This window comes from Roseococcus suduntuyensis, assembly GCF_014196305.1.
Taxonomy (GTDB): domain Bacteria; phylum Pseudomonadota; class Alphaproteobacteria; order Acetobacterales; family Acetobacteraceae; genus Roseococcus; species Roseococcus suduntuyensis.
Genome location: NZ_JACIDJ010000010.1, coordinates 15,226 through 37,833, shown reverse-complemented (window position 1 = coordinate 37,833; position 22,608 = coordinate 15,226). Strand labels below are relative to the sequence as shown.

Here is a 22,608-nt window from a genome sequence, read left to right as displayed (position 1 = left end):
GGCTAACGCGGGCGGGGGGAATGGCGCAAGCGCATGGTTGCCGGGGTGCGGGCGCTGGTGCCACTCTCGCACCATGTCGCATGATCTGATCCGTCTTTCCGCCACCCAGGCCGTCGCGGCGCTCGCGCGCGGCGAGGTCTCGCCCCTCGAACTCGTGGAAGCGGCGGCGTCGCGCATCGCGGAGGTCGAGCCCGCGGTGAATGCCCTGCCCACCCTCTGCCTCGATCGCGCGCGCGACCACGCGAAGCGGCTGATGCGCGGTGAGGGGCGGGAACGCGAGGGCCAGGCGGGGTGGCTGGGCGGCCTGCCCGTCTCCATCAAGGACCTGACCGATGTGGCGGGTGTCAGGACCACCTATGGCTCGCCCATCTTCAAGGACCATGTGCCGGAGCGTTCGCACCCCATCGTGGAGCGCATCGAGGCGCTGGGCGGCATCGTCATCGCCAAGTCCAACACGCCGGAATTCGGCGCGGGCGGGTCCACCTTCAACGAGGTGTTCGGCCGCACGCGCAACCCCTGGAACACGTCACTCACCTGCGGGGGCAGCACGGGGGGTGGCGCCGTCTCGCTCGCGACCGGCGAGGTGTGGCTGGCGCAGGGCACCGACCATGGCGGCAGCACGCGCCGGCCCGGCACCTATTGCTCGGTGGCGGGGCTGCGGCCCTCGCCGGGGCGCATCACGCGCGGCACGGTGAACAACACCTTCTCGCCCATGTCGGTGCAGGGGCCGATGGCGCGGAACATCCCGGACCTCGCGCTGTTCCTCGACACCATGGCGGGCTGGTGCGCGCATGACCCGTTGACCTATGACGCGCCCGCCCTGCCCTACGCCGCCGCCGTGGCGACGGCCGAGCAGAACCGCCCGCGCCGCATCGCCTTCACCACCGACTTCAACGGCAAGCTGCCGGTGGACCGCGAGGTGCGTGACATCTGCGCGAAGGCCATGAAGCATTTCGAGGCGATGGGCTGCGTGGTCGAGGAGTTCGCGCCTGACCTCGGCGAGCTGGACGAGGCCTTCCTGGTGCTGCGCAGCCAGGTCTTCGTGGTGGACCGCGAGTTGCAGATGCAGTCCCACCGCGACCAGCTGAAGCCCGACATCATCTGGAACACCCAGCGCGGGCTGGACGCGACGCCCAGCCGCCTGGCCTGGGCCGACCGCGAGCGCGCGGCCTTCTTCCGCCGCATGGTGGCGATGTTCGCCAAGTACGACGTGTTCGTGACGCCGGGCGCGCCCACGCCGGCCTTCGACGTGATGCTGCGCAACCCCGAGACCATCGCCGGTGTGAAGCTCGAGAACTACATGGCCGGCTCCATGCTCAACGCCGCCATCACCATGACGGGCTGCCCCGCCGTCGCCGTGCCCTGCGGCTTCGACCAGCATGGCCGGCCGGTGGGGTTGCAGGTGGTGGCACCCCATCGGCGCGAGGATGTGGCGCTCCAGGCGGCCGCGCTGTTCGAAGCGGCGGCGGGGCTGGACCGGATGCTGCCGATTGACCCGCGCCCCGGCACCGTGCCCCCGGCCTCCATGGCATGATGACGAAGCAGGAACTCACCGACTGGGCGCTGGCCAATGGCTGGAAGATGATCGGCGCCTATCCCTGCCTGCCCAAGCCCGACGCGCCGAAGGAGGCGCTGGTGCGGATGCTGCTGAAATCCATGGGCGTGGATTTGCAGATGCGCCGGCCTTCGGGGCGATGGGAGAAGGTGGCGGGACAGTCCTACCTCAAGATCTACCCCGACCCGCGCACCGGCCAGCCCCTGGATATGGGGCTGGAGAAGATCACGGGCATCGCGCGGTTGATGGAGCGGGCGAGGGAGGGCGGCGAGTAGCGTCCGATCGTCGTGGCGCAGCCGCGGCGTGAATCGGCCGCGCCAGCAGGTTCAACGCTGCGCACGCTCCGCGTGCTTGCCCATGGTGGTGTAGGGCGCATAGGGCGGGAAGGGCCCGATGGCGACCATGTCCACCTCGACCAAGGTGGGCCCGTCCACCTCCAGCGCCTGGGCCACCACGGCGCCGAAAGCCTCGGCGCGCGAGACCTTGAAGTGCGGCAGCCCGGCGACCGCCGCCAGTTGCGCGAGGTCCGGTCCCAGCAGGTCATCGCCGAAGCGGCGGCCCTCCACCACCGCATCCTGGATCACGCGGATCACGCCATAGCCGCGGTCGTTCATCACGATGGTGCAGAGCCGCGCGCGTTCCTGCACGGCGGTCCAGAGCTCGCTCATGTTCATGGCGAAGCCGCCATCGCCCACCATCGCCACCGTCTTGCGGCCTTGGGCACCCATGGCCGCGCCAATGCCCAGCGGCAGGCCAGGCCCGATGGCGGCCCCCACGGGGTGCACCGCATCGCGCGGGCCGTAGATGGGGAAGACGCGGTTGCCCCAGGTCGTGTTGCTCATGGTGATGTCGCGCACCCAGAGCGCGTCGCGCGGCATGACGGCGCGCAGCTGATCGCAGAAGCCGTGATAGGGGCCGAGGGTGGCGAGGAATTCCTCCACCGCGCGGCGGCGCGTCTCCGCCAGGTCGGCGGGGAAGGCCGGGTCCGTGTGCAGGCGGCCCTTGAGGCGCCGCGCGAGGCCCTGGGCCACCAGCTCCGCATCGCCCTGCACGAAGAGGGTGTTGGGATAGGTGCGGCCATCGGCGGCGGGGTCCACATCCACATGGATGAGGTTCGCGGGCAGCTTCTGCGTGCCATCCTGCGTCTCATGCCCGCGCAGGCGCGAACCCAGCACCAGCATCGCGTCCACCGTGCCATAGAACTCCTGCACGCGGGGCGATCCATTGCCGTGCATGGCGCCCAGCGTCATCGGGTGATCCTCCGGCACGATGCCGCGGCCGTTCCAGGAATTCACACAGCCGAAGCCGAGTTCGATCAGCGCCATGGCCCCCGCCCCCGCCTCGCGCGCGCCATTGCCGAGCCAGATCATGGGGCGCTTCGCCGAAGCCAGACGGTCGGCCAGTTCATCGAGTGCGGCCTCAGAGGGCGGCAGCGGCGGCGGCACGGGCAGTTCCAGCGTGTCGAGCGCCGCAGGCCGCGCGATGGTGGCGCGCTGGATATCAATGGGGATTTCCACCGAGACGGGGCCGCGCGGCGGCGTCATCGCCTCCATGGCCGCACGCCACAGCGTGCCGAAGGCCTGGTTCGCGTGGCGCACGCGATACGCGGCCTTGCCCGCCGCCTCCAGGATGGCCGTCTGGCCCGGCACGTCATGGACGCTGCCCGTGTCGCGGTCGAGGAACTTCGTGAGCGTCTGGCCGGTGATGTGCAGCACGGGCGAGCCCGCGAAGCGTGCCTCCACCAGTCCACCGATGCTGTTGGCCATGCCGGGCCCCGTGCTGGTGAAGAGCACGCCCAGATGCCCCGTCACGCGCGCATAGGCATCGGCCATGTGCGCGCCGCCCATCTCGCCGCGGCACATCACGTAGCGGATGGCATTGCGCCGGCCGATGGCGTCCAGCATCGGGATGTTGTGGACGGAGACGATGCCGAAGGCGGTGGTGACGCCCACGCGTGCCAGGAATTCGGCCACCATGTCGGCGACGGTGTAGGGGGTGTCGTGGGTCATGCGGCGCTTCCTCGGAGGTTCTGGCCGGCCGATTCAGACCTCCGGGCGACATCGCCCTTCGGCCATCGGACGGCTCTTTGCCGCCATGGTGTCACGATGCGCGGCCCACGCCACCCCCTGCGGGGTCAGGCGAGCGGCGCCACCGACAGGCCACGCACCTGATGCTTTGCGATGAGGTCGGCCACGAGGCCGCTGCGCTTCGCCTCCTCCACGAATTCCGCGAGGAAGGCCGCGGCCGCGGTGTTGGCGCGCGCGGTGCCGATGGCCTGCTGCACCGCCGTGAACTTGCCCTCCAGGATGCACGCGCCGGGCTGCTTCTCCACATCGGTCAGCAGGCGCGGGCGCAGGCCGGCCAGCACGTCGAGGCCGTCGCGCAGGTAGAGCTCCATCGCGCCATCCAGGCCTTCCGCGCGCACCAGAGTGGCGTGCTTGATGTTGCGCTCCAGCCAGAGGTCATAGGCCGCGCGCGCGGCGACGGCGATGCGGATGCCGGGCCGGTCCACCTGCTCCAACGACATGATGGCGCTGCCGGGCGGCACCATGTAGGTGGCCTCGATCTCGGCATAGGCGGCGGTGAAGTGGATCTTCTCCGCGCGTTGCGGCTCGGCGCCGATCAGGCCGATGTCCCAGGCGCCGGTGCCCGCCGCGTCGGCCAGCTCGCCGGGGCGTGGATAGGGCACGTAGTGGACGGGCACACCCAGCTTGTCCGCGATGGCGCGCGCCATGCCCGGCGAAACACCATCCGGCTCGCCATTCGGGCGGCGCCCGGTGACGAGCAGGAAGTTGCTCATGTTGATGCCGGCGCGCAGCACGCCCGTGGGGGCGAGCTGGGCAAGAATCTCTGGTGCCATCGGGCGTCTCCGTGATGCGGTCCCCCCTGTTCTGGACCCGCTTTCGCCGCGCGCCAATGCCCGAACGACTTCGCGGGTGCAGCACGTATTTCAGGAAATCACCACTGGACAAGTCCTCGCCGAAGGACGTGAAGTAGCCACAGCGGCACAGACCGCGACGAGGAAATGGAAAAGGAAGCGGCATGCCGGAACAGGCAGGAGCGCGCGCGCCCATCTCGAAGGCCGCGCACTGATGGCCAGCGTCGAAATCCGAAATGTGCGAAAGGCCTTCGGCAGCACCGCCGTGCTGCATGGCGTCTCGGTGGACATCGAGGATGGGGAGTTCGTGGTGCTGGTCGGCCCCTCGGGCTGCGGCAAGTCCACGCTGCTGCGGATGCTGGCGGGGCTTGAGAACATCACGGGCGGCGAGATCGCGATCGGCGGGCGGGTGGTGAACACCGTGCCGCCCAAGGACCGCGACATCGCGATGGTGTTCCAGAACTACGCGCTGTATCCGCACATGACCGTCTACGACAACATGGCCTTCTCGATGAAGCTGGCCAAGGTCGGGCGCGAGACGATGGACGCGGAAGTGCGCAAGGCCGCCGCCATCCTGGGGCTGGAGCAGCTGCTGGACCGCTATCCGCGCCAGCTTTCCGGCGGGCAGCGGCAGCGCGTGGCGATGGGCCGCGCCATCGTGCGTGACCCACAGGTGTTCCTCTTCGACGAGCCGCTGTCCAACCTCGATGCGAAGCTGCGCGTGCAGATGCGCTCCGAAATCCGGGAGCTGCACCAGCGGCTGAAGGTGACGACGGTCTATGTGACGCATGACCAGATCGAGGCCATGACCATGGCCGACAAGATCGTCGTGATGGAACTCGGCCACATCCGCCAGGCGGGCCCGCCGCTGGAACTCTATGACCGGCCGGCCAACCTCTTCGTGGCGGGCTTCATCGGCAGCCCCGCGATGAACCTGCTGGAAGGGCGCATCGCCGATGGCGCCTTCCTCACCCCCGACGGCACCAGCTGGCCGCTGCCGCCGCAGCAAGCCCGCCTTGGCCCCGCCGTCTATGGCATCCGGCCCGAGCATTTCCGCCTGGCCGGCGATGGCATGCCCGCGCGCGTCCACCTGGTGGAGCCGATGGGCAGCGAGACCATGGTCATGATGCGCATCGGCGACACACCGGTGAACGGCGTGTTCCGAGAGCGCATCTCGGCCAGGCCCGGCGACACGCTGCCCGTGCTGCCCCAGGCCGCCATGGCGCATCTGTTCGACAAGGACAGCGGGCAACGTCTCTGACGCCCGCCACAAAGGGAGGAACGGAAACAATGCCAACGCAATTCAGCATCACCCGCCGAACCCTCGGCCTCGGCGGCGCGGCGAGTCTGGTGGGGGCCCAGGCCTCGGCGCAGATCCAGGCGGCGCAGGTCCCCACGCCCAATTTCCGCGTGGAGAACGGCGCCACGCTGCGCGTGCTGCGCCCCGTGCGCTTCGTCCAGCCGGACGAGGAGGTGTTCCGCGCCAACTGCGCCCGCTTCGCCCAACAGACGGGCGTGCAGGTGCGCGTGGACTTCGTGGGCTGGGAGGACATCAACCAGCAGACCGCCGTCACCGCCAACACGGGTGCCGGCCCCGACGTCATCATCGGCTTCAACGAGGCCCCGCACGTCTACGCCGACAAGGTGGTGGAGGTGACGGACGTCGCGGAATATCTGGGCGCCAAGTATGGCGGCTGGAAGCGGCTGGCCGAGCGCTATGGCAGGCGGCATGGCACGAACAACTGGCTGGCCCTGCCCTTCGGCGCATCCGGCGGCCCATTGGTGTGGCGGAAATCCGCGGTGAACGAGGCGGGCTTCCAGTCCATCCCCGACGACCACGCGAGCTACCTGCGCCTCTGCCAGCAGTTGCGCCGCATCAACAAGCCCGCGGGCTTCGCGCTGGGCAATGCGGTGGGCGACGGCAACGGTTTCGCCAACTGGCTGGTGTGGTCCTTCGGCGGGCGGCTGGTGAATGATGATGGCAGCGTGGGCATCAACAGCCCGCAGACCATCCAGGCGCTGGAATACCTGCGGGAGCTGTATGCCACCTTCGTCCCCGGCACGCTGGCCTGGGGCGACATCAGCAACAACCGCGCCTATGCGTCGAACGAGCTGTTCCTGACGGCGAACGGCGTCTCGCTCTACTTCGCACTGAAGAACGACGCCGCGACGCGCGCCATCGCGGACGACACGGAGCATTCGCTGCTGCCCAAGGGCGTGGCCGAGACCTCGCCCATGGCGGGGCTGACGCTGAACGCCATGGTGTTCCGCCACAGCCGCTTCCCCAATGCCTCGAAGGCGCTGCTGGCCTTCCTGATGGAGAGCGAGCAGTACGACCCATGGCTGCAGGCGAACCTCGGCTACTGGTCGCAGCCGCTCAACGCCTACAACACCAGCGCGGTGTGGGCGAGCGACCCGAAGGTGAGCATCTTCCGCGACGTGATGGATACCGCCTTCTACAATGGCTACAGCGGGCCCATCACCGAGGGCTCGGCCGCCGCCAATGCCGACTACGTGATGGTGCAGATGTGCGCCTCGGTCGCCTCCGGCCAGGCCACGCCCCAGGCCGCGGCGCGCGAGGCCGAACGCCGCGCGACGCGCTTCTTCCGCCGGCGCTGACGCCACCCTGAAACCCCCGCGCGGTGTGCCCCACCGCGCGGGAACCCTGCCGGAGCGCCCGCGCCATGGCCATGGACACCACCCTTCCCGCCGAAAGGGCGCAGCACTGGTCCCGCACGCGGCGGCAACCCACCGCGTTCGGCCGGCTGTTCGACAGCAAGACCTTCCTGATCATCGCCTGCCTGCTGCCGACGGTGGGGCTGCTCGGCGTCTTTCTCACCTATCCGCTGGGCCTGGGCATCTGGCTCGCCTTCACCGACGGCACCATCGGCCGGCGCGGGCAGTTCGTGGGCTTCGAGAATTTCGAGTGGCTCTTCACCGACCCCATCTTCTGGAACGCGGTGTTCTTCAGCGTCTTCTACACGACGCTGGCCACCATCGGGAAATTCGCGCTGGGGCTGTGGCTGGCGCTGCTGCTGAACCAGTACATGCCGTTCAAGTCCTTCTTCCGCGCCATCATCCTGCTGCCCTGGATCGTGCCCACGGTGCTGTCGGCCATCGCGTTCTGGTGGATGTATGACCCGCAGTTCAGCATCATCTCCTGGGTGTTCATCGAGCTTGGGCTGCGGACCACCAACATAGATTTCATCGGCAGCGAATGGCCGGCGCGCTTCTCGCTGATCGTGGCCAACATCTGGCGCGGGATTCCCTTCGTGGCGATCTCGCTGCTGGCGGGGCTGCAGACCATCTCGCCCTCGCTGTATGAGGCCGCGCTGCTCGACGGTGCGACCGCGTGGCAGCGCTTCCGCTACATCACCTTCCCGATGCTGCTGCCCATCCTGGCCATCGTGATGACCTTCAGCATCATCTTCACCTTCACCGACTTCCAGCTGGTCTATGCCATCACGCGCGGCGGCCCGGTGAACTCCACGCACCTGCTGGCGACGCTGGCCTTCCAGCGCGGCATTCCGGGCGGTGAGCTGGCGGAAGGTGCGGCCATCGCCGTCTCCATGATCCCCTTCCTCGTCTTCGCCACCCTGTTCAGCTACTTCGCGCTGGCGCGGCGCAAGTGGCAGCAGGGCGAAGGCAATGACTGAGAGGACCCAGCCATGAGCAACGCCGCCTCTGACGGACCGGAAGCCATGCAGTGGGACAGCCGCGCGCGCCGCGTCGTCACACTGTGGGTGCCGCTGTGCTGCTTTCTCTTCATCCTGCTCTTCCCCTTCTACTGGATGACGGTGACGGCCTTCAAACCGGACGCCGAGCTGTATGATTTCGCGACGCACAACCCCTTCTGGATCACCTCGCCCACGCTCGACCACATCCGCAAGCTGCTGTTCGAGACCTCCTACCCCTCCTGGCTCTGGACCACGATGCTGGTCTCGGTGGGGGCGACCTTCCTTTCGCTCTTCGCCAGCACGCTGGCGGCCTATGCCATCCAGCGGCTTCGCTTCCGTGGCAGCCAGTATGTGGGGCTGGCCATCTACCTGGCCTATCTCGTGCCGCCCTCCATCCTGTTCATCCCGCTGGCGACGATGGTGGTGCAGCTCGGCCTCTTCGACAGCCCGATGGCGCTGATCCTGGTCTACCCGACCTTCCTGGTGCCCTTCTGCACCTGGCTGCTCATCGGCTACTTCAAGTCCATCCCGTATGAGCTGGAGGAGTGCGCGCTGATCGACGGCGCCACGCGGCTGCAGATCCTGACCAAGATCACGCTACCGCTGGCGGTGCCGGGCCTCATCAGCGCGGGCATCTTCAGCTTCACCCTGTCCTGGAACGAGTTCATCTACGCGCTCGCCTTCATCCAGAGCAGCGAGAACAAGACCGTTCCCGTGGCCATCCTGACGGAGCTGGTGACCGGCGATGTGTATCAGTGGGGCGCGCTGATGGCGGGCAGCCTGCTGGGCTCGCTGCCGGTCGCGATCTTCTACTCGTTCTTCGTGGACTATTATGTGAGCAGCCTGACGGGCGCGGTGAAGGAGTAGTCCACCGCGCCGCCAGGCTTGAACCGGCTCAGTCGGGCCGGATGTTGTTCTCGCGCACCACCTGGCCCCAGGTGCGGATCTGGCGCGACAGGAACGCCCGGAACGCCTCCTCGCCCTGCGGCTCCAGGTCGATGCCGAGATTGGTCACGCGCGTGCGCACCGTCTCGATCTCCAGCGCCTTGCGGAGTTCCGCCTCCATCCGTTGCTTGATGGCGGCCGGCATGTTCGCCGGGCCGAGGAAGCCCCAGAAGGCCCGCGCATCGATGCCCGCCACGCCGCATTCGGCCAGCGTCGGCACATTGGGCATGGTGGGTGAGCGCGTGGACCCCGTCTGCGCCAGCGCCACCAGCGTGCCGCTGTCCACATGCACGCCGATGGCAGGCCGCGTCGCGATGGGCAGGTCCACCTCGCCCGCCAGCGCGGCCGCCGCCAGCGGCCCGCCGCCGCGATAGGGCACATGCACCAGTTGAAGCCCGGTGGTGCGCCCCACCAGCGCCATGGTCAAATGCGCGAGCGAGCCATTGCCAATGGTGCCATAGGTCAGCGTGTCGGGCCGCGCGCGCGCCGCCGCGGCCATCGCCGCCCAGTCCTTGTAGGGCCGCGTGGAATGCGCCGTGAGCACCATGGGGGCCGTGCCGAAGAGCAGCAGCGGCGTCAGGTCGCGCTCGGTGTCGAAGCCCATGTTCGGGATCAGCGCGGGGTTCACGGCATGGGTGTCGAAGACCAGCACCCAGGTGTTGCCGTCGGGCGCGCTGCGCGCCACGGCGGCGGTGCCGAGCGAGCCCGAGGCACCGGCGCGGTTCTCCACGATGACGGGCACGCCCAGTGCCTGCGACAGCGGCTGTTGCAGCAGCCGCGACAGCGCATCCGTGCTGCCGCCCGGCGGAAAGGGTGCGATGATGCGGATAGGCCCCGAGGGCCAGGCGGATTGCGCGCGCAGCGCGGGGGCGGCCAGCAGCGTGGCCCCGCCCGCCAGCAGCAGCCGGCGTGTGGATGTCGTCATCTTGGTTCCTCCCCGTTCGGTGTCGTTGCCCCGGTTGTGCCCGAGTTGCGCCGCCGGCTCAACCGGCCGGGAAACGGTCCCGCGTGCGGTTGGCGATGGCGACGAGGGAGAGCATCACCGGCACCTCCACCAGCACGCCCACCACGGTGGCGAGTGCCGCGCCGCTGTTCAGCCCGAACAGGCTGATGGCCACCGCCACCGAAAGTTCGAAGAAGTTCGACGTGCCGATCAGCGCGCAGGGCGCCGCAATGCGGAAGGGCACCCGCCAGAGATACGCCCAGACATAGGCCACGGCGAAGATGCCATAGGATTGCAGCAGCAGCGGCACCGCGATCAGCAGGATGACGAGCGGCTGCGCCAGGATCACGCCGCCCTGGAAGCCGAAGAGCAGCACGACGGTGGCCAGCAGCCCCAGCACCCCGGCGGGCTTCAGCCGCGCGGTGAAGGCCTCCACCGCCGCCGCCTCCCGCAGCGCCACGCGCGTCGCGATGCCCGCGGCCAGCGGCACCACGACATAGAGCAGCACCGAGAGCAGCAGCGTCTCCCACGGCACCGGGATGGAGGTGACGCCCAGCAGCAGCGCCACGATGGGCGCGAAGGCCAGCACCATCACCGCATCGTTCACCGAGACCTGCACCAGCGTGTAGGTCGGATCGCCCCGCACCAGCTGGCTCCAGACGAAGACCATGGCGGTGCAGGGCGCCGCACCCAGCAGGATGACGCCGGCCAGGTATTGCTGCGCGTCGGCGGGCGCGATCAGGTCGGCGAAGACCACCTCGAAGAACAGCACGCCGAGTGCGGCCATGGTGAAGGGCTTCACCAGCCAGTTCACCACCAGCGTGATGATCAGGCCCTTGGGCTTGTCGCCGATGCGGCGCAGGGAGGAGAAGTCCACCGCCACCATCATCGGATAGATCATCACCCAGATCAGCACGGCGACGACCAGGTTCACCCGCGCATATTCCAGCGCCGCCAGCGCCTGGAACAGGCCAGGTGCCAGCGCGCCCAGCCCGATGCCGGCCCCGATGCACAGCGCGACCCAGAGGCTGAGCCAGCGTTCGAAGGTGCCGAGCGGTTCCTGCATGGCGCCTGTCTATCCCCGCCCCGCCCCATCTGGCCAGCGATGCCATGGCGCGCCACTCTGCCCGCGCGCCAGACGAGGAACCGCCCCATGCCCCCTGCCCCGCTCCGCCTGCTCGGCCGCAAGGACGCCTTCAATGTCCGCAAGGTGCTCTGGATGCTGGAGGAGCTGGGCGAACCCTTCACCCAGGAGGATTGGGGCCGCGGCCATCGCAGCATGCAGGTGCCGGAGTTCCTGGCGCTGAACCCGCTGGGCACGGTGCCGGTGCTGGTGGATGGCGATGCGGTGCTGCGCGAATCCCACGTCATCATGCGCCACCTCGCCGCCACGCGGGCGCGCCACGACCTGCTGCCCGCCGAACCCGCCGCGCGGGCCGAGGTCGAGGCCTGGATGGACTGGGTGGCCTATGAGATGACGCTGCCCATGCGCCTGGGTTATCTCGGCGGCGTGCTGAACCTCGCGCCCTGGAACGGGCCCGGCATGGCGGCGTTGGGGCGCGCGGAATACGCGCACCGCATGGGCGTGCTGGAGCAGGCGCTGGCGCGCAGCGGGCCCTACCTGGCGGGCGCCGCCTTCACCCTGGCCGACATGGCCTGCGGCATGGCGGCCCATCGCTGGGACGCGGTGAAGGATGGCAGCGAAGCCCCCACCCCCGCCCTGGACGCCTGGCTGGAACGGCTGGCCGAGCGGCCGGGCTTCCGCGCCCATATCCGCAACGGGCTGCCCTGACGCCCATCAGGCCCCGGAAGGGGGCGGCCCACCGCGCGACGCGGGTTCCTCCGGCTGGTCGAGGCGGAACACCGCTTCGGCGACGCCGGCCCATTCCTGCGTGTCCAGTTCGGGCGCCTCACTGGTGCGGAGCACCGAGACCTCCGCAACGCCGAGCGAGGCCAGCTGGTGCGGCGTGCCATGGCCGAAATCGAGGTGCCCCCGGCCGATGATGCCCACCACCAGCGGCACGCCACCCTGCAGCGCGGACGCGATGTTGCAGGCGAAGGCGCGGTCCCACACCTGCTGGGCGCGAAGGAAGCGGTCGGTGATCTCGGCCTCGGGCCGGCCGGTCAGCCAGGAGATGTAGGCGCGGTGGCCGGGCGTGGGCGGGGCCGCGGGCGTCATGCCGTCGCGCTCCTCCTCGGGCACGGAATCCCAGCCATCCTTGCCGATGCGGGTCACCAGCGGGCGGTGGCAGTTCAGCGCCAGCATCCGCACGCCCTGCTGACGGCAGAAGTGGAAGAGGGGCAGGTAGATCTCGGGCGGGAAACCCCAGACCTTCTCCCACTCCACCTCGCGCAGGAAATCGGCGGTGGTGAACTCGCCCTCCACCCAGCGGTCCAGCACGGGCTGCAGGCGGCGGGGGAACATCTCGAAGCCGACCGCGAGGCGGGGCTCCAGCAGATGCAGGCAGGTGGTGACCTGCAACTGCCAGCGATGGATTTCCGCGACGTCGTGGCGCTCGCCCAGCAGCACGGCGCGGCGGGTGGCCAGGCGCCGCATGAGGGGGCCGGGGTCGAGCAAGGCGCCGGTGGTGGGGTCCATCCAGCGGGCGCGGGGGTGGGGCGTGAGGGTCATCGGCGGGCCTTGATGCGAATCATTCGCATTCTCGACCAAAGCCGGGAAAGGGAAAAGACCCGCCCGGGGGGTGATCCCCCGGGCGGGCGTCGTTCAGGCGGCGGCGGCGGAATTGCGCCGCGCGCGCACCAGGTTCATCCCCATGATGATCGCGAAGACCACGATGGCGATCCAGTTCACCATCTGGCCGAAGGGAACGATCAGCACGAAGCCCGCCACGCCGAAGATCACGCGCTCGATGATGTTGAGGCGTGCTTCCGCGAAGCCCTCGAAGGCGGCCGACATGGCGTAGATGCCCGGCAGCGCGAAGGCCGCGATGGAGATCTGCACCCAGATGTCGCCCGAGAGGAAGGGCTGGTAGGCCATCATCAACGGCACGAAGTAGAGCGCTTTCGCCAATCGCCACGCGACGAAGCCCGAGGCCATGGGCGAGGCATTGGCGATGGCCGCCGCCGCATAGGCCGGGATGCAGACCGGCGGCGTCACGTTGCTGTCCTGGCTGAGCCAGAAGATGATCATATGCGCCGACAGCAACGCCAGCATGGCCGCCCCGGAGGAGAGCGAGGCGTCATAGACCTGCGCCCGCATGTCCGGCGGAATGGCCGCCAGCAGCCGCGCCGCCTCCGCCGCCGCCATGCCCGTGCCGGGGGGCGGCAGGGAGATGTCAGGCGCGGCCAGCATGGCCACGGCGCGGACGATGTCGGGGATGTTCCCCGCCACGAAGGCCGCCTGCGCCGAGGAGTTCAGGATCATGTCCGCGAGCGCCGGCGCGGACAGCGTGGCCAGCACCACATAAGAGGCCGTGACCGGCAGCGCCGCCCCCAGCACCAGCGAGGCGAGCGCGATCAGCACCAGCGCGATGGCGAGGTTCCCGCCCGCCCAGGTCTCGATCATGATCGAGAAGACGTTGCCGAGGCCCGTGGTGGCCACCGCCGAGATCAGGATGCCGATGCCCACCAGCAGCACCGCCGTCGGCGCCATGGTGCGGGCGCCCAGATACAGCGCCTCCAGGATGCGGCGCGGCCCCATGGGCGTGTCGGAAATCCAGGAGACCACCACCACCGTGGCCGTGGCGGCACCGGCGGCATAGGCCGGGCTCATCCCCGAAAACAGCAGATAGAGCAGCACGCTGAAGGGAATCAGGAAGGGCAGGCCGCGGCGACGCACCGTCTCCATCAGCGGCGGCGCCTCCTCGTCCACGAAGCGGATGTCGTGGCGCTTCGCATGGATGCGCACGCCCACCGCCACGCCGAAGAAGAAGACCAGCGCCGGGATGGCCGAGACGGCCGCGATGTGCAGGTAGGGAATGGCCGTGAAGGAGGCCATGATGAAGGCGCCCGCCCCCATGATGGGCGGCAGGATGCCGCCGCCCGTGCTGGCCGCCGTCTCCACCCCCGCCGCGAAGTGCGGCTTGAACCCCGCCTTCTTCATCAGCGGGATGGTGACCGCGCCGGTGGACGTCACGTTCGCCACCGCCGAGCCCGAGATGGTGCCCGACAGCGCCGAGGCGATGACGGCGACGAAGCCGGGCCCGCCCTGCATGCGCTTGGCCACCGCGCGGCCCAGGTCCAGCACGAAGCGGTCCGCCCCCGACACCTGGAGGAAGGCGCCGAAGATGATGAACATCGCCACCAGGTTCCAGGAGATCAGGGCGATGTTCCCGAACATCCCGTCATCGGAATAGAAGGTCCGGAACAGGGCGATCTCGACCGAAAGCCCGGGGAAGCGCAGCACGCCGCCCAGCCAGGCGCCCCAGAAGGTGACGTAGGTGAAGCCCAGGATGCACAGGATGGGCACGACGATGCCCGTGGTGCGGCGGATCAGTTCCAGCGCGATCAGTGGCGCCGCGATGGTGAAGACCCAGTCATACCAGAGGAATTCGCTGGCGCGGGCATAGAAGGCGACCTCGCCCGTGATGAGGTAGATGGCGCAGCCCACCGCCATCAGCCCGATGAAGATGTCTATGGCGAGGGCAAGCCAGCCCCGCGCACCCTCCCCGCGCATGATCGGCCAGGCCAGCGCGCCGATCACGGCGAAGCCCGCGAAGTGGATGATGGAGGCGCGCAGCTCGCTCATCACCCCGAAGGTGTTGAGCCAGATGTGCCACGCCGAGAGGAGGACGCCGGCCACGAACAGGAACCGCGCGACGAGGCTTCCCTCGCCGCGCAGCCCCCGCGGAGCCTGTTCGGTGCTGTTCACGCGCGTCTCAGGCCGGACGGATGCGCTCCGGAATGGTCACGCCCCTTTCCTGGTAGTAGCGCGCCGCACCCGGGTGGACGGGGTTCACCAGGCCGTTCAGCGCGGTTTCCAGCTGGATTTCGCGCGTGGCGGCATGGATGCCGTTCAGGAAGGGCAGGTTCTCGAAGATGGACTTCGTGATCTCGTAGACGTCGTTCTCCGGCACCGCCGCGTTGCAGGCCAGGAAGTTGGGCTGAACGATGGTCTGCAAGGCCTGCGCCTGGCCCGGGTAGGAGTTGGCCGGGATCTGCGTCGGCACATAGAGGCCGTTGTTGCCGTCGGCCTGGGTCGCCTGCTCATTGGTGAAGGAGAGCAGCTTGAACTGGGCCGCCTGGCGGGCGAAGATCTGCGTCACCGCCGCCACCGGGATGCCGCCGCCCGGGTTGCTGCCATCGATCTGGCCGTTCAGCAGCGCCTCGGCCGAGGGGCCGAAGCCCTGGAAGACCAGGTCGAAATGCGTGTCGGGGTTGATGCCCAGGTTGGCGAAGATGAAGCGGTTCGAGAACTCGGTGCCCGAGTTGCGCGCGCCCATGGAGAAGCGGCGGCCGCGCATCTGCGCCAGGTCCGCGATGGTGCCGGTGGGGGCGAGCGTCGCGCGCTGCACGAAATGCTCGACATTGCCCCAGATGTTCATGATGGAGCGCATGTTCTGCTGCGGCCCCGAGGACTGGATGGGGCCCGACCCGTCGCGCGCATAGACGCCGAACAGGCCCTGCATGATGGCGAACTGGGCCTGGTTCTCACGCATCAGGCGCACATTCTCGCCCGACCCGGCCGACGAGATGGCCGACATGTCGATGCCGCGCGAATTGGCGAGGCGCAGCTTGACCAGCGTCGCGAAGGCCACGCCCACCGGGTAATAGGTGCCACCGATGGAGGCGGTGGCCAGGATGTAGCTGCGGGTGTTGCCCTGGGCGCGCGCCACGGCCGGCGCCGCCAGCACGGCGGCACCGCCGGCCAGGATGTTGCGGCGAGTGGTCATTGGTTTCGTCTCCCTGTCGTGCATGGCAAAGGGCCAGCTCGCAGGCCAACCCGCCATTTCCTGTCCGGTGCTTAACCTTCCGGCGCAGGCGGCACAAGCCTGTAACGCAGGCCGGGTATGCAAGGGGTGGGGCGCCAGCGAGGGGCTCTGCCCCTCGCGCTCCCCGCCGAGGGACACGTCCCTCGGAACCCCGTCATTGGGTTTCACGGAGGGGGCAAAGCCCCCTCCGTGAAACCCAATTGAAAGGGGGGCTCGGGGGAACATGTTCCCCCGACGGGGGCCCGGGGGCAGCGCCCCCGGCAGCGCGCCTACCCCCGCGCATACCCCGCCCGCCGTTCCGGCGGTGTGGGCCAGCGGCCGCGGACGCGTTCCAGCAACATGTCGGCATCGGTCTGGGCGTCAGCCTTCAGCGCCACGTCCAGGAAAAGCTGCTCCAGCACGTCCTGCTGCGCGTAGCTCCCGCCGAGTTCGTGCATCCCGCCCAGCGCCGGGCGCATCACGGCCACGGCCGCACTGTATTCGCCGCGCGCGCGGTGCAGCAGGGCGGCGCAGGCGGGGATGGCGTAGTCGCGCACGATGCGCGGGTTGTCGCCGGTATTGGCCAGCGCATAGTCGCGCATGGCATCCAGCATGCGGGCGGCGGCGTCGAGCCGGCCAGTGGCCGTCAGCGCCATCATCCAGTGCGGCAGGGTGAAGGCGGAGAGGCAGTCCCCGATACGGCCCTCGGCCTTGTCAGCCAGTTCCACCCAGCGCTCGCCCACATCCACGCCCTGGCGCTCCAGGCGGAACAGCATGGAGGCGGCGTTCTGGCAGTCGATGTAGAGGTCGGGCTGCACCTGGGTCACGGGGCTTTGCAGGTCGCGGAAGCCCTGGTCGTAGAGGCGCAGCACCTCCTCATGCTCATGGCGCTCCAGGTGGAACATCGCCTGGTGCCAGAAGATGTGGTGGCGCAGGTTGTTGCCCGCGCCGAAATGCGGCGTGAGCTGCGTGATCCAGCCGATGCCCTCGGCACGGCGGCCCTGCATCTCCAGCACATGGGCCACCGCATGCGCGGCCCAGAGGTCGGAGGGGTCGCGGCGGATGGCCTCGCGGCCGGCGCGTTCGGCAATGGCGTAGCTGCCGCATTCCTCATGGGCGAAGGCGCGGCAGGCCAGCATGGAGCCATAGCCCGGCAGGTCGTCGGCCCAATGCGGGATGGCCTGCTCGACCAGCCGGTACATGGCGGGCGTCCGGCCCATCCAGAACGCCGAGAAATGGTGGAAGCGGAAGGCCAGGATGTCGCGCGGGTGCTCGGCCACGATGCGCTCCCAGATGGCCAGCGCCCGTTCCTGCCCGCCATCCGCCCAGGCATCGAGCGCGTCCAGGTGCAGGGCCTCGCGCGCGTTGGGCCGCAGGCCCCGCGCAGTGGCGATGGCGGATTTCGCGGCGGGGATGAAGGCCTGATTGTAGGCCATCATGGAAAAGCCCGCCTTCATGGCGTGCAGCAGCGGCGCTTCGCCATCCAGGGCGAGGGCGGCCTTGAGCTGGAGCGGCGTGTCGAAGCGGTAGTTCAGGAAGGAGGCGATGGTGCGGTCATAACCAACGGCGGCCTCGTCGGAGGCGAAGGTGGCGGCGTTGCCCTGGGCGTCGCGCGGCATGGTTCAGGCTCCCCATTCCCGGAGGATGGCATCGGTGTCGGCGCCGAGACCGGGGGCGGGCACCTCCCAGGCGCCGAAGCCCGGAATGGCCGGGAAAGGCAGGGTGCCGAGGCCTGGCTGGTTGAACAAGGGGGCGGCCCCCACGGCTTGCACATGGGGGTTCTGCAGCCATTCGAGGGGTGTGTTCACCCTGTCGCACAGCATCCGCACGCCCTGCAGCTGGGTCACCCATTCGGCGGCCGTCTTGCGGCGGAAGGCCTCGCGCAGGATGGGCACGATCTCGGCCTTGTTCGCGGCACGTTGGGCGAAGCTGTTGAAGCGCGGGTCATTGGGCAGCTCGGGCAGGCCCAGTTCCTGGCAGAGGGTGACGAACTCCGCCTCGCGCACCATGGCCACCATCACCCAGGCGCCGTCGCTGCCCTGCCAGGTGCCGGCGGGGACGTTCAGCTCGGCCGGCATGCGGCCCAGGAGCCCGCCCTCGGCGATGGGCAGCACCAGCAGCGAGGCCGCGGCCTGCATGAGCGAGATGTCGAGGTGCCGCCGGCGTGGTTCGGCGCCCGCGGCACGGTCGCGCGCCTGCTCGGCCAGGGCCGACTGGCAGGCGGCGAAGGCGGAAAGCCCGGAAAACACGTCCACCACCAGCGTGCCCACCTTGTGCGGCACGCCATCGGCGCCGGCGTTGAGTGACACCAGGCCCGAAAAGGCCTGGGCCACACCATCGGTGCAGGGACGCTCGCTGTAGGGGCCGGACTGGCCGAAGCCCGAGACGGAGACGCAGACGGCATCCGCCTTGGCCTGCTCGGGGCCGAGGCCGATGCGAGCCGCGACCCCGGGGCGGAAGGCCTCGATCAGCACATCGGCCCGGGCGGCAAGTCGCGCGGCCTTGGCGCGGTCCTCCGGCTGGGCCAGGTCCAGCACCAGGCCCTTCTTGCCGCGATTGAAGGCGGTGTGCATCACGGAATGGTCGCCCTCGCGCGCCGTCAGCCCGCGCGACCAGTCGCCCTTGGGCGGTTCGAGCTTCACCACGGTGGCGCCGCCCTGCGCCAGCAGCATGCCGCAATAGGGGCCGGCGATGCCCTGCGCGGCGTCGAGCACGAAAATTCCGTCATAGGGTCCTGGCATGGCCGTTCCTCCGTTTGGGCGTATCATCGCCCCAACCGAGGAAGGGAGAAACCCATGAACACCACCCGTCGCGCCATCCTGGCCGCGCCGCTGCTCGCCACGCCCATTCTGTCCACTCCGGGGCAGGCACGCGCGCAATCCTGGCCCACGCGGCCGGTGCGCATCATCGTGCCCTATCCGCCGGGGGGGCCCACCGACATCGCGGGGCGCGTGGTGGCGGCGGGCTTGCAGGCGCAGCTGGGGCAACCGGCGGTGGTGGAAAACCGGGCCGGCGCCTCGGGCGTGATCGGCTCGGGCGAGGTGGCGCGCGCGGCCCCCGATGGCGGGATGTTCCTGGTGAATGCCTCCGCGCATGTCATCATCCCGCATCTCCAGCCCAACATGCCCTTCGACGCGGTGGCGGACTTCACCCCGGTGACGGAACTCGTGAAGGTGCCGCTGATCCTGGTGGTGAACCCGCAGCTTCCGGTGAACAGCGTGGCGGAACTCATCGCCATGGCGCGCGCGCAGCCGGGGCGGCTCTCCTATGCGTCGTCGTCCATCGGCGGCGCGCCGCATCTGGCGGGCGAGATGTTCAAGCTCATGACGGGCACGAACATCGCGCACGTGCCCTATCGCGGCTCGGGCCCCGCGCTGACGGACATGGTGGGCGGCCATGTGCAGGTGATGTTCGACAGCCTGGCCTCCTCCGCCCAGCATGTGCGCGAGGGGCGGCTGCGGGCGCTCGCCGTCAGCACGGCCGAGCGCATCGAGGCCTTCCCGAACCTGCCCACCATCGCGGAGGCCGGGGTGCCCGGATACGAGATCGCCACCTGGTACGGCATGTGGGGACCGAAGGGCCTGCCGGAGGCCATCGCCACCCGCATGCAGCAGGCCGTCGCAGCGGTGAACGCGACCGAGGAGGCACGGGCGCGCTTCACCGCCCTCGGCGCCCAGCCCGTGGCGAGCCCGCCCGCCGACTTCGCCCGCTTCGTGCGCGCGGAACATGAGCGCTGGGGCCGGCTGGTCCGCGACGCCAGCATCACGGCGGGCTGAGCCATGCGCGCATTGGTCTGCGAATCCTGGCGGCCCTTCGACCAGCTGGAGGTGAAGGACATCCCGCCGCCGCCCATGCGCCCCGGCGCGGTGCGAATCCGCGTGGAGGCCTCGGGCGTCTCCTTCGCCACGCAACTTGTCGTGGAGGGCAAGTATCAGCGCCGCCCGCCTTTGCCCTTCACCCCGGGGACCGAGGCCGCGGGCGTGGTGCTGGAAGGCCCGCTGCGCGTGGGCACGCGCGTCTTCGCGGCGTTGGATTGGGGCGCCATGGCCGAGGAGGCGGTGGTGGACGCCATCCACGTCACCCCCCTGCCCGACCATCTGCCGCTCGATGCCGCGGTGGCCATGCCCATCAGCTATCCCACCGCGGCCTCGGCGCTGATGTGGCGCGGGCGGGTGGGGCCGGGGGACTGGGTGCTGGTGCAGGGCGCCGGCGGCGGCGTGGGGCTGGCGGGTGTGGAGGTGGCCAAGGCCCTCGGCGCGCATGTCGTGGCACGGGCCGGCGTGGCGAAGCACGAGGCGCTGCGTGCGCGGGGCGCGGAAGTGGTGCTGGATTCGGCGCAGCCCTTCCGCGACGCGGTGCGTGCCGCGACCGGCGGCGCGGGTGTCGCCTGCGTGCTGGACACCATCGGCGGCGACAGCTTCGACGAATCGCTGCGCTGCCTGGGCGATGGCGGCACGCTGGTCACCATCGGCTATGCCGGCGGCGGCATCCCGACCGTGCCGGCCAACATCCTGCTGCTGAAGAACATCGGCGTCGCGGGGCTGAACTGGGGCAGCTACATCGGCTGGTCGCCGGGCGATGGGCGCGAGGGTTACGCGCCCCGCGTCCGCGCGCTGTGGGACCAGCTGGTGGCCTGGTGGGCGGAGGGGAAGCTCCGCCCGGAGGTCCATGCGCGCTACAAGCTGGATGACTTCCGCGCGGCGATGGCGGAAGTGGCCAACCGCCGCGCGCTGGGCCGCGTCGTCATCAACCCTTGCGCTTGAGGAAGCCGGCGAAGGCGGCCTGCGCCTCCTCGCTGCGCAGGCGCTCACCGAAGGCGACGCGCTCGGCCGCCATCACCGCGCGCAGCGCCTCGGCGTGCGGGGCCTTGATGAGGCGCTTGGATTCCTGAACCGAACCGGGCGGCAGGGCGGCCAGGGCCGCGGCCATCTCGGCGGCGGCGGCCTCCACCGCGCCATCCTCGACGGCGCGTGTGGCGAGGCCGGCTTCCGCCGCCTCGGCGCCGCTGAAGGCGGCACCTGACAGCAGCCACCAGTTCGCCCGCGCGGGTCCCACGCGCAGCGGCAGCAGGAAGGAGGACCCGGCCTCCGGCACCAGGGCCAGCTTCGTGAAGGGCATCATCAGCCGGGCGGTGGTGCTGGCCACCACCACGTCGCAATGCAGCAGCATGGTGGTGCCGATGCCCACGGCGTTGCCGCGCACCGCGGCCACCACGGGCTTGGTCGTGGCGACCAGGGCTTCCAGGAATTCGAAGGCCGCACCCGGGTCGCCCGGCTTGCGCTCGCCCGCGCTGGCGAAGTCCGCGATGTCATTGCCCGCGGTGAAGTCGGCGCCGCCCGCCAGCAGGATGACGCGCACGGCGTCGTCGCCCGCCGCCGCGCGCAGGGCGTTGCCCATGGCGCCATACATCTCGCGCGTGAGCGCGTTCTTCTTGTCGGGGCGGTTCAGGCGGATGGTCAGCACCGCGCCCTCGCGCGCGGTCTGGACGTGGTCGGTCATGCGGTTTCCTCCGGGTCTCGGGCGAGCCTGTCAGAAAATCCCCTGGAAGGGGAGGAGGCGCAGCGCATCTCCGGGGCGGACCAGTTCCAGCGCCTCGGGCAGTTCGGCCAGCGCGTCGGATTGCGTGAGCGAGGTGAGCCAGGCCGAACCTTCGCGCGGGAATTTTTCCGCGATGCCGTCGCGCAGGGAGACACGCAGATACTCGCGGCGGCCGGGCCGCTTCGTGTGGTGGAAGCCGGCGATGGCGCTCAGGCGCGGCAACGTCTCGGCCTCCGCGCCCGCCAGGCGCAGCACCAAGGGGCGCGCCAGGTGCAGGAAGGCCACCACCGCCGCCACGGGGTTGCCGGGCAGGCCCAGCAGCGGCGTGCCCGCCACCATGCCCATCACGGCCGGTCGCCCGGGTTTCACGGCGAGACGCCAGAAGTCGAGGCGGCCCAGGCTCGCCCGCACATGGTCGGCCTCGCCCGCCGAGACGCCGCCCGAGGTCAGCAGCAGGTCCTGGCTTTCGGCGGCGGCGCTGAGGGCGCGGCGGGTTTCGGTGGCGTCATCGCGCAGGATGCCGAAATCCGTCACCAGCACCGGCAGCGCGGCCAGCAGCGCCATCAGGGTGAAGCGGTTGCTGTCATGCGTCCGGGCAGGGCCGAGGGGCTGGCCGGGCGCGACCAGCTCATCGCCCGTGGAGAAGACGCCCACGCGCAGCAGGGGCCGCACGGGCAGGGTCGCGGCGCCGAGGGCGGCGGCCAGCCCGATCTCGGGGGCGCGCAGGCGACGGCCCGCGGGCAGCGCCTCCGCGCCCATAGCGAGTTCCTCGCCCGCCCGGCGCGTGTTGGCGCCAGGGGCGAGGCCGGGTGGCACATGCAGCGCGCCGTCCATGATCCGCGCCGCCTCCTGCATCAGCACCGTGTCCGCGCCCTTGGGCAGGGCGGCGCCGGTGAAGATGCGTGCGGCGGTGCCGGGGGCCAGCGCGCCAACCCCCTGCCCGGCCGTGATGCGCGTCGTGATGGGCAGCGGAGCCGTGGCCGGGTGGCGGAAGGCGTAGCCATCCAGCGCGGCATTGGTGAAGGGCGGCAGGGGCGTGGTAGCGTAGAGCGGCCGCGCCAGCACGCGGCCCAGCGCGGCGGCGAGCGGCACCCATTCCTCGCCGCCGCGCGGGGTGACGCGCGCGGCGATCAGCGCCTGCGCGGCCTCGACCGTCAGCGGGGAATCATCCAGCGCGAAGCAGTCGTCAGGAAGCGCCATGC

General features: G+C 70.1%; 20 protein-coding genes. 9 read left to right on the top strand and 11 right to left on the bottom strand.

Translation table 11 applies throughout. The features are described from left to right. Positions 1 to 73: 73 nt before the first annotated feature. Positions 74 to 1,534, top strand: coding sequence for an amidase (locus GGQ83_RS19150; protein ID WP_184386604.1), 1,461 nt, complete (start codon positions 74 to 76; stop codon positions 1,532 to 1,534). Beyond that, positions 1,531 to 1,830, top strand: coding sequence for a hypothetical protein (locus GGQ83_RS19145; protein WP_242534782.1), 300 nt, complete (start codon positions 1,531 to 1,533; stop codon positions 1,828 to 1,830). Before GGQ83_RS19150 ends, GGQ83_RS19145 begins: the two co-directional genes overlap by 4 nt. Positions 1,831 to 1,881: 51 nt before the next feature. Here the strand turns inward: GGQ83_RS19145 and GGQ83_RS19140 are convergent, their stop codons facing one another. Both GGQ83_RS19140 and GGQ83_RS19135 read right to left on the bottom strand, forming a co-directional pair. Then, positions 1,882 to 3,564, bottom strand: a complete 1,683-nt coding sequence (locus tag GGQ83_RS19140; protein WP_184386603.1) for a thiamine pyrophosphate-binding protein — start codon at positions 3,562 to 3,564, stop codon at positions 1,882 to 1,884. Between the two features lie 125 nt (positions 3,565 to 3,689). After that, positions 3,690 to 4,415, bottom strand: a complete 726-nt coding sequence (locus GGQ83_RS19135; protein ID WP_184386602.1) for a transporter substrate-binding domain-containing protein — start codon at positions 4,413 to 4,415, stop codon at positions 3,690 to 3,692. Between the two features lie 232 nt (positions 4,416 to 4,647). Between GGQ83_RS19135 and GGQ83_RS19130 the strand changes: the two genes are divergently transcribed. The 4 genes from GGQ83_RS19130 to GGQ83_RS19115 all read left to right on the top strand — a co-directional run bounded on the left by GGQ83_RS19130 (position 4,648) and on the right by GGQ83_RS19115 (position 8,977). Then, entirely contained in the window at positions 4,648 to 5,694 is a 1,047-nt protein-coding gene (locus GGQ83_RS19130) for an ABC transporter ATP-binding protein (RefSeq protein WP_184386601.1), read from the top strand. Positions 5,695 to 5,723: 29 nt separating this feature from the next. Continuing rightward, positions 5,724 to 7,052 (top strand): ABC transporter substrate-binding protein, encoded by a 1,329-nt coding sequence (locus GGQ83_RS19125; RefSeq protein ID WP_184386600.1) that lies wholly within the window; start codon positions 5,724 to 5,726, stop codon positions 7,050 to 7,052. 65 nt (positions 7,053 to 7,117) lie between these two features. After that, positions 7,118 to 8,089, top strand: coding sequence for a carbohydrate ABC transporter permease (locus GGQ83_RS19120; protein ID WP_184386599.1), 972 nt, complete (start codon positions 7,118 to 7,120; stop codon positions 8,087 to 8,089). Between the two features lie 12 nt (positions 8,090 to 8,101). Next, complete coding sequence (locus GGQ83_RS19115; protein ID WP_184386598.1) at positions 8,102 to 8,977, top strand: carbohydrate ABC transporter permease; 876 nt, start codon at positions 8,102 to 8,104, stop codon at positions 8,975 to 8,977. Between the two features lie 28 nt (positions 8,978 to 9,005). Here GGQ83_RS19115 and GGQ83_RS19110 read toward each other — a convergent pair whose 3' ends face one another. Next, the gene (locus GGQ83_RS19110) at positions 9,006 to 9,980 is read right to left on the bottom strand and encodes a tripartite tricarboxylate transporter substrate-binding protein (RefSeq protein WP_184386597.1); all 975 of its coding nucleotides are present in this window, start codon (positions 9,978 to 9,980) and stop codon (positions 9,006 to 9,008) included. Positions 9,981 to 10,038: 58 nt separating this feature from the next. Further along, positions 10,039 to 11,064 carry an ACR3 family arsenite efflux transporter gene (gene arsB / locus GGQ83_RS19105; protein WP_184386596.1) on the bottom strand — a complete coding sequence of 342 codons (1,026 nt, stop codon included), beginning with the start codon at positions 11,062 to 11,064 and terminating at the stop codon, positions 10,039 to 10,041. Between the two features lie 87 nt (positions 11,065 to 11,151). Here arsB and GGQ83_RS19100 point away from each other — a divergent pair, with 87 nt between their 5' ends. Continuing rightward, the gene (locus GGQ83_RS19100) at positions 11,152 to 11,790 is read left to right on the top strand and encodes a glutathione S-transferase family protein (protein ID WP_184386595.1); all 639 of its coding nucleotides are present in this window, start codon (positions 11,152 to 11,154) and stop codon (positions 11,788 to 11,790) included. A 6-nt stretch (positions 11,791 to 11,796) separates the two neighbouring features. Here GGQ83_RS19100 and GGQ83_RS19095 read toward each other — a convergent pair whose 3' ends face one another. The 5 genes from GGQ83_RS19095 to GGQ83_RS19075 form a co-directional block, all read right to left on the bottom strand. Beyond that, positions 11,797 to 12,630, bottom strand: a complete 834-nt coding sequence (locus GGQ83_RS19095; protein ID WP_184386594.1) for a ChaN family lipoprotein — start codon at positions 12,628 to 12,630, stop codon at positions 11,797 to 11,799. 93 nt (positions 12,631 to 12,723) lie between these two features. Next, entirely contained in the window at positions 12,724 to 14,829 is a 2,106-nt protein-coding gene (locus GGQ83_RS19090) for a TRAP transporter permease (protein WP_184386593.1), read from the bottom strand. 7 nt (positions 14,830 to 14,836) lie between these two features. Continuing rightward, positions 14,837 to 15,850, bottom strand: a complete 1,014-nt coding sequence (locus tag GGQ83_RS19085; protein ID WP_184386592.1) for a TAXI family TRAP transporter solute-binding subunit — start codon at positions 15,848 to 15,850, stop codon at positions 14,837 to 14,839. Positions 15,851 to 16,158: 308 nt separating this feature from the next. After that, positions 16,159 to 17,487, bottom strand: a complete 1,329-nt coding sequence (locus GGQ83_RS19080; RefSeq protein WP_184386591.1) for a tetratricopeptide repeat protein — start codon at positions 17,485 to 17,487, stop codon at positions 16,159 to 16,161. 3 nt (positions 17,488 to 17,490) lie between these two features. Beyond that, entirely contained in the window at positions 17,491 to 18,609 is a 1,119-nt protein-coding gene (locus GGQ83_RS19075; protein ID WP_184386590.1) for a CaiB/BaiF CoA transferase family protein, read from the bottom strand. Positions 18,610 to 18,663: 54 nt separating this feature from the next. On the opposite strand from GGQ83_RS19075, the gene GGQ83_RS19070 reads away from it, so the two are divergent. Further along, positions 18,664 to 19,644: a Bug family tripartite tricarboxylate transporter substrate binding protein gene (locus GGQ83_RS19070; protein WP_184386589.1), complete on the top strand. Its 981-nt coding sequence runs from the start codon at positions 18,664 to 18,666 to the stop codon at positions 19,642 to 19,644. Positions 19,645 to 19,647: 3 nt separating this feature from the next. After that, positions 19,648 to 20,631 (top strand): NADPH:quinone oxidoreductase family protein, encoded by a 984-nt coding sequence (locus GGQ83_RS19065; RefSeq protein WP_184386588.1) that lies wholly within the window; start codon positions 19,648 to 19,650, stop codon positions 20,629 to 20,631. Here the strand turns inward: GGQ83_RS19065 and GGQ83_RS19060 are convergent. Both GGQ83_RS19060 and GGQ83_RS19055 read right to left on the bottom strand, forming a co-directional pair. Further along, positions 20,615 to 21,367 carry an enoyl-CoA hydratase-related protein gene (locus tag GGQ83_RS19060; RefSeq protein WP_184386587.1) on the bottom strand — a complete coding sequence of 251 codons (753 nt, stop codon included), beginning with the start codon at positions 21,365 to 21,367 and terminating at the stop codon, positions 20,615 to 20,617. The two genes, GGQ83_RS19065 and GGQ83_RS19060, sit on opposite strands and share 17 nt — an antisense overlap. Positions 21,368 to 21,397: 30 nt before the next feature. After that, positions 21,398 to 22,606, bottom strand: a complete 1,209-nt coding sequence (locus GGQ83_RS19055) for a molybdopterin molybdotransferase MoeA (protein ID WP_184386586.1) — start codon at positions 22,604 to 22,606, stop codon at positions 21,398 to 21,400. Positions 22,607 to 22,608: the final 2 nt, after the last annotated feature.

Excerpts from the sequence above, each read along its gene's own strand:
- GGQ83_RS19150 (WP_184386604.1), top strand. The coding sequence starts at position 74 with ATGTCGCATGATCTGATCCGTCTTTCCGCCACCCAGGCCGTCGCGGCG.
- GGQ83_RS19145 (WP_242534782.1), top strand. The coding sequence starts at position 1,531 with ATGATGACGAAGCAGGAACTCACCGACTGGGCGCTGGCCAATGGCTGG.
- GGQ83_RS19140 (WP_184386603.1), bottom strand. The coding sequence starts at position 3,564 with ATGACCCACGACACCCCCTACACCGTCGCCGACATGGTGGCCGAATTC.
- GGQ83_RS19135 (WP_184386602.1), bottom strand. The coding sequence starts at position 4,415 with ATGGCACCAGAGATTCTTGCCCAGCTCGCCCCCACGGGCGTGCTGCGC.
- GGQ83_RS19130 (WP_184386601.1), top strand. The coding sequence starts at position 4,648 with ATGGCCAGCGTCGAAATCCGAAATGTGCGAAAGGCCTTCGGCAGCACC.
- GGQ83_RS19125 (WP_184386600.1), top strand. The coding sequence starts at position 5,724 with ATGCCAACGCAATTCAGCATCACCCGCCGAACCCTCGGCCTCGGCGGC.
- GGQ83_RS19120 (WP_184386599.1), top strand. The coding sequence starts at position 7,118 with ATGGCCATGGACACCACCCTTCCCGCCGAAAGGGCGCAGCACTGGTCC.
- GGQ83_RS19115 (WP_184386598.1), top strand. The coding sequence starts at position 8,102 with ATGAGCAACGCCGCCTCTGACGGACCGGAAGCCATGCAGTGGGACAGC.
- GGQ83_RS19110 (WP_184386597.1), bottom strand. The coding sequence starts at position 9,980 with ATGACGACATCCACACGCCGGCTGCTGCTGGCGGGCGGGGCCACGCTG.
- arsB (WP_184386596.1), bottom strand. The coding sequence starts at position 11,064 with ATGCAGGAACCGCTCGGCACCTTCGAACGCTGGCTCAGCCTCTGGGTC.
- GGQ83_RS19100 (WP_184386595.1), top strand. The coding sequence starts at position 11,152 with ATGCCCCCTGCCCCGCTCCGCCTGCTCGGCCGCAAGGACGCCTTCAAT.
- GGQ83_RS19095 (WP_184386594.1), bottom strand. The coding sequence starts at position 12,630 with ATGACCCTCACGCCCCACCCCCGCGCCCGCTGGATGGACCCCACCACC.
- GGQ83_RS19085 (WP_184386592.1), bottom strand. The coding sequence starts at position 15,850 with ATGACCACTCGCCGCAACATCCTGGCCGGCGGTGCCGCCGTGCTGGCG.
- GGQ83_RS19080 (WP_184386591.1), bottom strand. The coding sequence starts at position 17,487 with ATGCCGCGCGACGCCCAGGGCAACGCCGCCACCTTCGCCTCCGACGAG.
- GGQ83_RS19075 (WP_184386590.1), bottom strand. The coding sequence starts at position 18,609 with ATGCCAGGACCCTATGACGGAATTTTCGTGCTCGACGCCGCGCAGGGC.
- GGQ83_RS19070 (WP_184386589.1), top strand. The coding sequence starts at position 18,664 with ATGAACACCACCCGTCGCGCCATCCTGGCCGCGCCGCTGCTCGCCACG.
- GGQ83_RS19065 (WP_184386588.1), top strand. The coding sequence starts at position 19,648 with ATGCGCGCATTGGTCTGCGAATCCTGGCGGCCCTTCGACCAGCTGGAG.
- GGQ83_RS19060 (WP_184386587.1), bottom strand. The coding sequence starts at position 21,367 with ATGACCGACCACGTCCAGACCGCGCGCGAGGGCGCGGTGCTGACCATC.
- GGQ83_RS19055 (WP_184386586.1), bottom strand. The coding sequence starts at position 22,606 with ATGGCGCTTCCTGACGACTGCTTCGCGCTGGATGATTCCCCGCTGACG.